This is a genomic window from Bacteroidota bacterium (assembly GCA_037133915.1).
Lineage (GTDB): Bacteria > Bacteroidota > Bacteroidia > Bacteroidales > CAIWKO01 > JBAXND01.
In genome coordinates this window covers 1-12,361 of sequence record JBAXND010000036.1, presented here as the reverse complement: position 1 = coordinate 12,361, position 12,361 = coordinate 1, and the positions used below count along the sequence as shown (strand labels likewise).

The window sequence follows — 12,361 nt, the reverse complement described above, 5'->3', positions numbered from 1 at the left end:
GTCATATGACAGGTCGCTGATTGCTTTTTCTTTTAGCTTTACTCATCCTGGAAATATGCCTTGAAGGCATTTCCCGGAATAATTACCAATTATTGATCATAACAACAAAAGAATGGAATACAACACCACCCGCGAGAGGATGCTCATACCTGAATATGGCAGGAATGTACAGAAACTCATACAATACGCTCTTACCATTGAAGACCGCGAAAAAAGAACCAAAGCTGCACGCATGATAGTTGCCATGATGGGTCAGCTTTACAACCCATCGCGCGAAACAGGCGATATCAGGCAAAAACTCTGGGATCATCTGTTTATTATCTCTAACTACCAGCTCGACGTTGATTCGCCCTTTACAAAGCCGGAGCCTAAACCGGCAGATGCAAAACCCTCTAAAACTGCTTACCCTCATAAATTCATCCGTTTCAAACAATACGGAAAGAATATCGAATTCATGATTAAGGAAGCCACCAATTTTGAGGAAGGCGAAGAGAAGCAATATCTGGTGAAAACCATTGCCAATCACCTGAAAAAGATGTACCTCAACTGGAACAGGGAATCGGTAGACGATGCCGTTATTATCGAGCATCTGCGTACCTTGTCTGATGGCAAACTAGTACTTTCTCCGGATGTAAAACTCGAAGCTACCATTGATATTATTGCCCGTGCCAAGAAAAAGAAGTTAGTTACCAACGGTAAAAATCAGAGCAATAACAACAACAATAGCAATTATCACAGAGATAAACCCTTTATCAGAAAAAAACCGAAGACCAATTGATTTTACCCATAATATCAGATGAAATCATTTGAAATCACCGGCGGCCGCCAGCTTAGTGGCGAGATAACTCCTCAGGGCGCAAAGAACGAAGCGTTGCAGGTAATCAGCGCTACGCTGCTTACTGCCGAAAAAGTCACCATCAGCAACATTCCCGACATTCACGATGTCAACCGCCTCATAGAATTACTCGCTGAACTCGGAGTAAAAACCGAACGTCCCGAACCGGGCACATGCACATTCATGGCAGGCGATATCAATATTGAATTTCTCGCATCAAAAAAATACCTTCAGCAAAGTGCAAGTCTTCGGGGCTCGGTTATGTTGCTCGGACCACTGCTGTCACGTTTCGGAAAGGCATTTATGCCAAAGCCGGGCGGCGATAAGATTGGCCGTAGACGCATCGATACACACATTATCGGGTTTCAAAAACTGGGCGCCGAAACAAAATATTCATACGAAAACAACATCTTTGAAATTCATGCCGAAAAAGGTCTGAAGGGCTGCTATATGCTGCTTGACGAAGCTTCGGTAACGGGTACCGCCAACCTGGTCATGGCTGCCGTTTTGGCCGAAGGGCGTACCACTATCTTCAATGCCGCCTGTGAGCCTTATATTGCGCAGCTTTGCGCGATGCTTAACCGCATGGGAGCAAAGATCGGAGGAATCGGCTCCAATCTGCTTACCATTGACGGCGTTGAAAAACTGGGCGGTACTGAACACCGCTTATTGCCCGATATGATTGAAGTGGGCAGTTTTATAGGCCTTGCCGCAATGACCTCATCAGAAATCACTATTAAAAATGTTGCTTACGATCATTTAGGAGTTATTCCCGACGTATTTTCAAAACTGGGAATAAAAATGATACTGCGCAACGACGACATCATTGTTCCTGCACAAGACCATTACGAAATTGAAAACTACATTGATGGCTCAATCATGACCATCTCCGATGCCCCATGGCCCGGATTCACGCCTGACCTTATCAGCGTTGCACTGGTAGTGGCCACTCAGGCGAGAGGCAGTGTGCTTATTCATCAAAAAATGTTTGAAAGCCGTCTGTTTTTCGTTGATAAACTTATTGATATGGGAGCTCAGATAATTCTTTGCGACCCCCACCGTGCTACCGTAATTGGTTTGAACCGGCAGTATCCGCTGCGGGGTATTGCCATGTCATCGCCCGATATCAGAGCCGGAGTGGCATTGCTTATCGCAGCACTTTCGGCCGTCGGCGTGAGTAAAATTTCGAATATTGAACAGATAGACCGCGGGTATCAGAACATAGACGGTCGCTTGCGCCAGCTAGGCGCAGAGATTATCCGGAAATAATAAAATTATTTCATCTGCGCGAAAACGGTATTCAATACCTCATTTAGCTTTTGAATAAGCTGTTCCAGAACCTTGGTATTATTACCCTCCTGAGCCAACCGCTCAATTTTTCGGATATCCTGCTTAAGTTCAAAGATATCCCAAAGATCGATGGATGTTTTCATTTTATGCGCAATCTCTTTAACCTTGATTAACTGCCCGTCTTTGTAGGCAATATTCAGATCGGCAAGGTTTTGAGTATTTACACTGAGAAATAGTGTTTTAAGCTCATTCATCTGACTTTTGTCGCCCCCGACGATGCCGGTAAGCTTTGACACATTGAATTTTTTTTCAGCCATTACAGTTCGTTGTTTTTCATCATTCGATAAATCGTTGACTTGCCAACATCTAATTTTTTTGCAACCTTGAGGACATTATCCTCATATTTGTCAAGGAAATGACGGATAATTCTGCGTGTATATTCGTGGAGTGTAAGCTCCTGCATGTAGAAAAACTGGTTTGTTCCGGAAGCATTGAACCGCACATCTTCAGGGCGAATAAATTCACCGCTTGCGAGCACGCAGGCCAAATCAACAATTGCCTTAAGCTCGCGAACATTACCCGGATAATTGTAATTGAGTATTTTTTCGGCTGCTTCAGGATTGAAAAATTTTGCAGGCACATTGTTAGATTTACAAAACTCATCCAAAAAGTGCTTCGCCAACAGAACAATATCATTCCCGCGATTTCTCAAAGGCGGCACATCAATAGGCAGTCCCAACAGTCTGTAAAACAAATCTTCACGAAACAGGCCTTTGCCAACCATTTCAGCAAGATTCTTATGAGTAGCAACAATCAGGCGAACATCTACTTTAACCACCGTATTGCCTCCTACCCTTACTATCTCTTTCTCCTGCAGAACGCGCAGCAGCTTCGACTGCAGATTCATATCCATATCGCCAATTTCGTCCAGAAAAAGAGTGCCTCGGTCAGCTTCTTCAAACTTCCCGATTTTTCGGGCATTGGCGCCTGTAAATGCGCCCTTTTCATACCCAAACATCTCACTTTCAATAAGCTCACGGGGTATTGCCGACACATTGATTGCAACAAATGGTAATTTACTCCGCAACGAATTATAATGTATTGCCTTTGCGATAAGCTCCTTACCGGTTCCGGTCTCGCCCGTGATGGAAACAGTGATGCCCGTTTGAACAGCCTTCTCCATTAAATTAAATAAATTAACAATCTGGGGGCTGTTGCCGACAATCACCTTATGAAAATCATATTTACGACCTATTTCCTCACGCAGGCTTGAAATTTCTTCTCTTAGTTTAACATTTTCGCGAATGTTAATCAGCAAGTTCCAAAGACGCGTCTTTGTTTCATCATTCTTTATAATGTAATCAGAAGCCCCTTCTTTTAACAGCGTAACCGCAGTAGCAATATCTTCCTGTCCCGAAATTATAATTACCGGAATTTCAGGATTAAATTTTTTAACTGCCTTGATAACGTTAAGTCCCGACATATCGGGAAGGGAGTAGTCAAGAGAAATTACGGAAGGATTCTTATACAGTTTACTTATACATTCTCTTCCCGAAGAACATACCTCTACTTCATAGTCAGGATTTAGCGAAAGGTGGTACTGGAGAATGCGGGCATAAATAGGATCATCTTCAACAACAAAAATCAAGAATTGTTTCATAGTTTATTTTTTTGGGAAACTTTCTCATTTTCGAACAAATATAAGGAGAACTTTTCTAAAATGAAACACATATTTTCTAAATATTAGAAAATATTCGCTCCGAAAATTTTTATTTAATTGATTTTCTGAGCTTTGCACATTTGGTATCAGGTTTGAGATAAAAGGGCATGCTACGACCATTTTACATAAAAATATTTATCGTGGAGTCCGACCGACACTTCTCGCGCGCTATAATCCACTATTTACGGTCATATCCTGACTTTGAATTCTATGTTTTCAGTTCATTGGAAAAATGCATCAGCAATTTCCATGTGAAGCCCGACATAATAATTCTGAGCGACGACCTGGAAGGACTTGACCGCAGTGAAATCCTGTTATTGCTTAAAAATCGCCTTCCACAGGCGGAAGTAATCATGACATCGGCCGGTAAAAAAATCGATCAGATAAGGGATTACATGAAGCAGGGCGCTTTTGATTTCATTATAAAAAACGGAAATAGTCTTTCCTACATAGAAATGGCCATCACGAGTATTATCCGTAACCGGGATATTCCGCAATACTCCTGATTCCCGATTTGAGAAAACTGTGGAATCAATAATCAACTATTGGTTCGGATGGCTCACAGAAATGATTTAGGCAAAAACGGCCTTAAATGTAAATGTGATAAAACAGATTTCGTATATTCGTACAAAATTAAGTGAAACAGGCTATCCAATAAATATCCTTAAATTTTCTTTCTGTGAAAAAAACCAATCTGGGCGAGATGGTTAAAGCCTACCAGCGCCTTTTTGACAACATGCAGCAGGGCTTTGCGCTATTTAAAATAGTGCTTGACGATAAAGGCAAAGCCAACGATTACCTGTATGTTTACCTGAATAACGCTTACGAAGTTATGACAAGCGTGCGTGGCTCCTACCTGCAGGGCAAGACTGCTATGGAGGTGTTTGGCTATGTTGATTTAGAACAGCTTGTCAAATACTGCGATGTTGCGCTGCATGGCCGTCCCATTGAGTACGAACGATTTATTGAGAACTCCCACCGCTATTTTCATTTTGTTGTTTTCTGCCCCGAGCAGGGTTATTTTGCCATTCTGATACGAGATATCACCCGCGAAAAAAAGGCAGAAATAAACCTTCGCAGCAGCGAGGAGAAATTTCGCGAACTCACTGAATCCATAGAAGAAATTTACTGGCTCTGGATGAACGAAAAGCTGTTGTATGTGAGTCCCGCCTACGAAAAAATATGGGGTGCCACACGAACCAGCGTTTATAACAACCCTGACTCTTTTCTCGATTACATCCATCCCGATGACCGCCTCACCATGCTTCCAAAATTCAGAGAACTACCGGTTACAGGACGGTTCAATGAAGAATTCAGAATTGTTAGAAAAGACAAACAGACGCGTTGGATCTGGGCTCAGTACTTCCCCGTATTTAACGAAAAAGGTGTGATGTACCGCTACGCCGGCGTGGCGCAGGATATCACAGCACGCAAAGAAATGGAGTGCGCCCTGGTGCAGGCAAAAGAAAAAGCCGAAGAATCTGACCGGCTCAAATCGGCATTTCTCGCCAATATGTCGCATGAGATACGCACGCCCATGAATGGGATTATAGGCCTGGCACAATTGCTTAACGACGATACGGTCACTTCAGCCGAACGCGCCGAATACATTGAGCTGATTAATAAAAGCGGTAAAGTGCTTCTTAACTTGATTACGGATATTGTTGATGTGGCCAAGATTGAATCGGGACAGGTTGAAGTTGTAATAGATGAATGCAACGTAATTCAATTGCTGAACGATTTGTACATGATGTTCATCAACCAGAAGAACACAGGCAACAAGAAGCATATTGAATTGAAATGCTGGAAACCGGCGTCACGAAAAGACCTGGTTATAAAGACCGACCGGCTGAGGCTGCATCAAATACTTACCAACCTGATAGGAAACGCACTTAAATTCACGGAGCAGGGATTTGTATATTTTGGCGTTGAGGTTATTAAGAAAAAGAGTATTCGATTTTTTGTAAAGGATAGCGGTATTGGAATACCGGAAGATAAATTGCTGGTTATTTTTGACCGTTTCAGTCAGGTAGATTATTCAAACACGCGTAAATACGGCGGAGCAGGACTGGGATTGGCTATTTCAAAAGGGCTGGTAGAACGACTGGGCGGTGAGCTTACAGTGAAATCGGCCTACGGCAAGGGCTCGGAGTTTTCATTTGAACTCCCGGCAGAAATTTCTCATACGGACCATAAGGAAACTGAAAAAAGGTCGAACCGTAAGAAAATATATTCATGGAAAGGCCGCTGCATACTTATAACAGAAGATGACGACATCAACTATAAGGTTCTTGAACTGATGCTTGCAAAAACCGGCGTACGGGTGCTGCGTGCAACCGACGGTCGCGAAGCAGTGCACATCTGCACCAAAAACGACGTAGTTGATTTGGTACTCATGGACCTGCAGTTACCGGAAATGGATGGCTATGAAGCCACCCTCCGCATCAAGAAATCAAAACCCAAACTTCCCATTATTGTGCAGACGGCTCACGCCATGCGCGAAGAAAAAGAAAAAAGCAAAAAAGCCGCTTGCGACGATTTCATTACAAAACCAATCAATGCCGAACAGCTTTACAGAAAAATAGACCGCTATCTGAAAGATTGAAAAACTGACCTACATCAGCAATACAGCGAATTACGTCGGTATCAATGTCCATTTTGTTGTATCTTTGCAATGCATTTTTTAAAATTTGTTTTAACGATTGAAACGCGATGGAAAAAGAGACAAACAAACTACTGGACGAGCTGACGGGAAGTGAATATAAATACGGGTTCAGCAGTGATATTGAAATGGATTTGGCGCCCAAAGGGTTGAATGAAGATATTATCAGGCTGATCAGTTCCCGAAAAGAAGAACCCGAATGGATGCTGGAATGGCGTCTGAGAGCCTATCACCACTGGCTTGAAATGAAAGAGCCCAACTGGGCACATTTATCTCATCCGCCTATCGACTTTCAGGAAATTATATTCTATGCCGCTCCCAAGCATAAAAAGACCATAGGAAGTCTTGATGAAGCCGACCCCGAATTGCTGAAAACATTCGAAAAGCTCGGCATCTCACTCAACGAACAGAAAATGCTCACCGGAGTTGCTGTTGATGCAGTGCTTGACAGCGTTTCTGTGAAAACCACTTATCAAAAAACACTTGAAGATAAAGGCATTATTTTCTGCTCTTTCAGTGAAGCCATCCTGAATCATCCCGAGCTTGTGCGCAAATATATGGGCTCGGTGGTTCCTTTCGGTGATAATTACTTTGCGGCACTTAACTCGGCCGTTTTTACCGATGGTTCCTTCTGCTTTATTCCGAAAGGGGTGCGATGCCCCATTGAGCTATCGACGTATTTCCGCATCAACGCCGCCAATACTGGACAGTTTGAGCGCACGCTCATTATCGCAGAAGAAGGCGCCTACGTGAGTTATATGGAAGGATGCACCGCACCGCAGCGCGACGAAAATCAGTTGCACGCCGCAGTGGTTGAAATTGTTGCGCTTGAAGATGCAGAAGTAAAATACAGTACGGTTCAAAACTGGTTTCCCGGAAACAAAGACGGTACCGGCGGTATCTATAATTTTGTGACTAAACGCGGTATCTGCAAAGGAAATAATTCAAAGATAAGCTGGACACAGGTTGAAACAGGCTCTGCCATTACCTGGAAATACCCGAGCTGCATTCTTAAAGGCGACAACTCGGTCGGGGAATTTTATTCCGTTGCTGTGGTAAACAATTACCAGCAGGCCGACACCGGAACAAAAATGATTCATCTCGGAAAGAACACGAAAAGCACGATTATCTCCAAAGGTATCTCTGCCGGTTTTGGTCAGAACAGCTACCGTGGTCTGGTTCGCGTGATGAAAGGTGCGACGAACGCGCGCAATTACTCTCAGTGCGATTCACTGCTAATGGGCGACCAATGCGGTGCACACACGTATCCTTATATCAACGCCGCGAATAAATCGGGCATCATAGAACATGAAGCCACAACATCAAAAATTTCTGATGAGCAGTTGTTTTATTGCAAGCAGCGCGGTATAAGCATGGAAAGTGCGATTGGGCTTATCGTGAACGGTTATGCCAAAGAGGTACTGAATAAACTTCCGATGGAGTTTGCCGTGGAAGCACAAAAGCTGCTGGCAATAAGTCTGGAAGGCAGTGTAGGCTGATTAAAGCATTCCCAATTCAAGCTTTGCAACAGGCGACATCATGGACGGATCCCAGGGCGGATCGAACGTAAGGTCTATGATTACTTCCGTAATTCCTTCAACAGCCAGCACCGCATCGCGTACCATTCCGGGAATTTCTTCCGCCATAGGGCAATTGGGTGATGTCAGTGTCATTTTAATCGACACGGTTTTATTCTCGGCAATACTGATTTCATAAACCATTCCCAAATCATAAATATTTACGGGAATCTCAGGGTCGTAAACTTCTTTGACCTTATCAATAACTGCCTGTTCGAGCATCATCATTTCGGTATTGTCCATGATTATGGTTGTTGCATTTTTGTTTTAAAAACGATGGCATAGAGTTTCATCTGCTTGATCATTGACATCAGACCGTTGGAGCGGGTCGGCGACAGATGTTCGCGCAATCCTATCTTATCTATAAATTCGAGGTTTGCACCGATAATCTCATCGGGTGTATGTTCTGAAAATACGCGTATCAGCAGGTTTACAATGCCTTTGGTAATAATGGCATCGCTGTCGGCACGAAAATAAACCCGGCCGTTGTCGAGGGAAGCATGCAGCCACACCTGCGACTGGCAGCCTGAAATCAGAAACTGTTCTGTTTTATATTGCTCATCGATAAGCGGCAGCGATTTGCCGAGTTCAATGAGGTAATTGTACTTATCCATCCAGTCTGAAAAGTGTTCAAACTCCTGTAATATCGTATCCTGCGATTGTTGAATGGTCATCTTGATAATGAATAATTGATGTTAAAATAATAATGAAAAAATCATCGTTTATAAAAGTACTCATTTTTTTAATCGCCGGATTTAGCATACAGCCGAAATGATTTAAATTTGTATTTTTACCGTAGCATAACGTTCAAAAAACAAGAGTATTTCTAATGCCTTTTCACGTATATTTTGCCCTGGCTCCTTTCAACCGATGATTTCACCAAATATCATGAACAATGTACATTCTAAAGATTAAAGGAGTTGACAAAATGCCTGACTTCATTCAAATCAGAGATCAGGACTTTACCCTGGTGGCCTATTTCCGTGCCGACAACCCGGCAAAAGGCGCAGACATTATTAAAATTATGAATGCCGTGCAGCTGAGCGCTGTTATCCGGGAACTGCCTTATGGTAAGATTCGTGAATTATAAAAACGTTGTGATAAGCGGAAAAAAATTATTTTTGAGGTCAGTAAAAACAATTGTATGGCAAATCAGGAATCAAGCGGCAACGTAATACATCTTGAGAAACTCAGCGTTTTTCAGAACAACGTACTTATCCTTACCAACGTAAATTTCACTATCCAGCGCGGAGAGTTCGTATACCTTATTGGTCCTACGGGCAGCGGTAAGAGCAGTCTGCTGAAGATTTTATATGCCGACCTTCCCGTTGTTGACGGAACCGCGATGCTTGCCGGCACCGACCTCAAAACAATCAAAACAAAGCAAATACCCTTTCTGAGACGTAAGCTCGGAATCGTATTTCAGGACTTCCAGCTCCTCACCGACCGCAGCGTGAATGAGAATATTGAATTTGTGATGAAAGCCACCGGCTGGACCGACCGCGAAAAGATTAAACAACGCACCATTGAAGTACTCGATAAGGTTGGATTGGGAACAAAAGGCGCCAAACTGCCGCATCAGCTTTCGGGTGGCGAACAGCAGCGTGTTGCCATTGCCAGAGCATTGGTAAACGACCCTGAAATTATTCTTGCCGATGAACCCACCGGCAACCTCGACCCCAACACTTCCGAAGATATTATTGCGCTGCTGATGAACATCAGTAAAACAGGAACAGCCGTGTTGGCTGCCACTCACGACTATTCATTGTTCCGCCGTTATCCGGCACGTACCGTTCGTATTGAAGATGGTTACTTAGTAGAAAAGGCTGCCCCCGCCGAAACCGCGCATCAGGAGAACAACAGCCCTTTGAGCTGAGCGATGTTGTGACTGTTTGAGAAACCCTTGTTGAGCAGTATCTCTTCGCGCTTAGCGATTTCAATACTATCGAATGGTTTTGCCATCAACTCTTTTACGGCCTTTTTCATTTCTTTGGGGTCGTCGCGTATCACGCAGAGGCTCTCCAATCCGGTCTTTAGTACCATAGGCGTATTAACAAGACAATGCCTTCCGCGAAACAGTGCTGCCAGCAGTTTTAACTTGATGCCTGTTGCCTGAAATGTAGGAAGAATATTTATCTGCGCCTGTGATATCAGTTCATAAATATCTTCAGAGGTAATGCCGGAGCGGAGTTCCGCATTCGGATTGGCGGCAAGCGCATCTTTCAATTCCCGCGATGCTTTGTTGCCCGCAACTATAAAAGGCATCTTCAGGTCGTTAAAAACTTTTGTTGTGAGAAACATCGCCGCCTCATTGTTTTCACCAACATCGAGGCTTCCGTGATAGAGCGCAAACGTTCCTTTTCCCGGACAAACACTTACACCTTCATTAGGATGAAATGCAGAAACCGTGGTAACATTATCATATTTTTTGCTGAAATACTCAGCATCATTTTTTGAAATGGCCGCGATACCGCTTGCATGTGTCAGGGTATGTTCAAAACGGCGCAGCTTTCCTGCCTCATTCTGAAAATAATATTTCTTGAAAAGATCTTTCTCTGTTCTGCCCAGGCTTGTGTAATAATCGTGTTCTATGTTGTGTGTGCGCACAATCATCCGGCGGTCTTTCAACCGTTTATCCGAAAGAAAAAAACATGAATGCAATCCTTCAAAAAGTATCGGATAATTATCCTTCAGCAGATTCTTCAAGAGCTCCGGCGAATTGCGCGTGATGACGATATAAGGCTTCAGACTGAAGAGCTTGGTACGGCTGATATCGCGTTTGTAGTAAAAAACTTCGGCACACAGCTCATTGAGCAATGGCGAAGGTTTGCGGTCGTATTCAAAACAATGCAGATGCACCTTCACACCAGCATCATGGAAACTTTTTAATTTGTAGAACACATCAATGGCTCCCCCGTAGTTCGCCGGAACGGGGATATCAAACGATACCATGTGTATGTGTTTATTTCGCATGACGTAACAGCAGCTCCCTGAGGTTTTCTATTTCATGCTCAAGGCAAAGTTCCTGTGATGCAATTTTAAGATTTTTTTTCCATTCGGCAATCCGTTCGGGGTCGGATAACATGTAAGTTATTTTCTGAGCGATGTGCTGCGGCTCATGATTGTCAATGGTACAGCCTGTTTGATACTTATCAATGATTTTTTTTATTTCTACCAGCGGACTTGCAAGTACGGGCACTCCCGCCTGGATATAGTCGAACACCTTATTGGGTAAGCTGTAGCGATAGTTGATGTTGGTGTCTTTATCAAGCGTAAGACCGATGTCGGCATGCACGGTATATTCAAAAAGCCTGTCGATAGGCTGTTTCGGTATGAAGATAACTTTTCCTTCAAGGTCGGGTTCGGCAGCTCTCTTTTTCAGAATATCAATAACATCGCCGCTGCCCATGATAACAAGCACCGCATTTTCAACAAACTTAATCGCCTCTACCGCTTCTTCGCTGCCCCGATGCACATTGATTCCGGCACCCTGCAGCAGTACAATCTTTTTATCGGTCGGAAGTCCGAGTTCTTCCTTTGTCTTCGTAATTACCAGTTCGCGGTAAGCGGGCATATTGCGCACCACGATAAGGTCTTTGCCATACTCCTGCTTATACAAGGCCGCAATAGAATCGTTCACGGTGATGATTTCTTTCAGCTTAGGGAAGATAAACTTCTCTATGGTTTTCCATGTCTTGCGCACAAAAGGTCTGCCTTCCAGTTCCGGGACACCGGTAAAATACTCATGACTGTCGTACATAAGTGGCTTACGCCGAATCACGCTCACCAGATAATTCGGCAGCAGAGTGTCGAGGTCGTTGGCATAGAGCAGGTCTGTCTTCTTAAACAGAAGGTAGAAGAACAGCCTCAGGTTAAACTCCGCATAGAACAAAAAACCTTTCTCAAAGATAAGCCGCAGGCGGTCTGTTTTATAGATACGCGGCTGAAGCGAAAGGCTGTCGGTCTTGCGTCTTCCTGCCAGCAATACATCAAAGCCGCAGGCAACAAGTTCCTTGCAGGTATTGTCAACGCGACGGTCGGTAACAAGGTCGCTGGTAACAGAAACAACAGCTGTTCTCACGGGTTGAAGATATTTATGCAAAGATGGCAATAATACACCATTTACGCAAAACTTAAAAAAGTCGAGAGTCAAGAGTCAAAAGTCGAAAGTCAAAAGTCGAAAGTCAAAAGTCAAAAGTCGAAAATCAAAAGTCAAAAGTCGAAAGTCGAAAGTCAAAAGTCGAAAGTCAAAAGTCGAAAGTCAAAAGTCGAAAGTC

Annotated in this window: 13 protein-coding genes; 7 read left to right on the top strand and 6 right to left on the bottom strand. The window is 43.6% G+C overall.

Annotation, left to right across the window (positions count from 1 at the left end; all coding sequences use genetic code 11):
• Nucleotides 1-112: 112 nt before the first annotated feature.
• Nucleotides 113-778 carry a DUF4290 domain-containing protein gene (locus WCM76_11970; protein ID MEI6766352.1) on the top strand — a complete coding sequence of 222 codons (666 nt, stop codon included), beginning with the start codon at nt 113-115 and terminating at the stop codon, nt 776-778.
• 18 nt (nt 779-796) lie between these two features.
• A complete protein-coding gene (gene murA, locus WCM76_11965; GenBank protein ID MEI6766351.1) occupies nt 797-2,104 on the top strand; it encodes a UDP-N-acetylglucosamine 1-carboxyvinyltransferase in 1,308 nt (435 codons plus the stop codon).
• Between the two features lie 5 nt (nt 2,105-2,109).
• Here the strand turns inward: murA and WCM76_11960 are convergent, their stop codons facing one another.
• Nucleotides 2,110-2,442: a hypothetical protein gene (locus WCM76_11960; protein MEI6766350.1), complete on the bottom strand. Its 333-nt coding sequence runs from the start codon at nt 2,440-2,442 to the stop codon at nt 2,110-2,112.
• Nucleotides 2,442-3,785 (bottom strand): sigma-54 dependent transcriptional regulator, encoded by a 1,344-nt coding sequence (locus WCM76_11955; protein ID MEI6766349.1) that lies wholly within the window; start codon nt 3,783-3,785, stop codon nt 2,442-2,444. Before WCM76_11955 ends, WCM76_11960 begins: the two co-directional genes overlap by 1 nt.
• Before the next feature lie 200 nt (nt 3,786-3,985).
• Here WCM76_11955 and WCM76_11950 point away from each other — a divergent pair, with 200 nt between their 5' ends.
• The 3 genes from WCM76_11950 to sufB all read left to right on the top strand — a co-directional run bounded on the left by WCM76_11950 (nt 3,986) and on the right by sufB (nt 8,006).
• Complete coding sequence (locus tag WCM76_11950; GenBank protein ID MEI6766348.1) at nt 3,986-4,351, top strand: response regulator; 366 nt, start codon at nt 3,986-3,988, stop codon at nt 4,349-4,351.
• A 173-nt stretch (nt 4,352-4,524) separates the two neighbouring features.
• A complete protein-coding gene (locus tag WCM76_11945) occupies nt 4,525-6,450 on the top strand; it encodes an ATP-binding protein (protein ID MEI6766347.1) in 1,926 nt (641 codons plus the stop codon).
• Nucleotides 6,451-6,557: 107 nt separating this feature from the next.
• Nucleotides 6,558-8,006 carry a Fe-S cluster assembly protein SufB gene (gene sufB / locus WCM76_11940; protein MEI6766346.1) on the top strand — a complete coding sequence of 483 codons (1,449 nt, stop codon included), beginning with the start codon at nt 6,558-6,560 and terminating at the stop codon, nt 8,004-8,006.
• Here the strand turns inward: sufB and WCM76_11935 are convergent, their stop codons facing one another.
• Nucleotides 8,007-8,327 (bottom strand): iron-sulfur cluster assembly protein, encoded by a 321-nt coding sequence (locus tag WCM76_11935; GenBank protein MEI6766345.1) that lies wholly within the window; start codon nt 8,325-8,327, stop codon nt 8,007-8,009.
• 2 nt (nt 8,328-8,329) lie between these two features.
• Entirely contained in the window at nt 8,330-8,758 is a 429-nt protein-coding gene (locus tag WCM76_11930; protein ID MEI6766344.1) for a SufE family protein, read from the bottom strand.
• A gap of 221 nt (nt 8,759-8,979) precedes the next feature.
• Here WCM76_11930 and WCM76_11925 point away from each other — a divergent pair, with 221 nt between their 5' ends.
• Nucleotides 8,980-9,174: a fructose-6-phosphate aldolase gene (locus tag WCM76_11925; GenBank protein MEI6766343.1), complete on the top strand. Its 195-nt coding sequence runs from the start codon at nt 8,980-8,982 to the stop codon at nt 9,172-9,174.
• 54 nt (nt 9,175-9,228) lie between these two features.
• Nucleotides 9,229-9,960: an ATP-binding cassette domain-containing protein gene (locus WCM76_11920; GenBank protein ID MEI6766342.1), complete on the top strand. Its 732-nt coding sequence runs from the start codon at nt 9,229-9,231 to the stop codon at nt 9,958-9,960.
• Here the strand turns inward: WCM76_11920 and WCM76_11915 are convergent.
• On the bottom strand, nt 9,933-11,036 hold the full coding sequence (locus WCM76_11915) for a hypothetical protein (protein MEI6766341.1): 1,104 nt from the start codon (nt 11,034-11,036) through the stop codon (nt 9,933-9,935). The two genes, WCM76_11920 and WCM76_11915, sit on opposite strands and share 28 nt — an antisense overlap.
• Before the next feature lie 10 nt (nt 11,037-11,046).
• Complete coding sequence (locus WCM76_11910; protein MEI6766340.1) at nt 11,047-12,165, bottom strand: glycosyltransferase; 1,119 nt, start codon at nt 12,163-12,165, stop codon at nt 11,047-11,049.
• Nucleotides 12,166-12,361 lie beyond the last annotated feature (196 nt).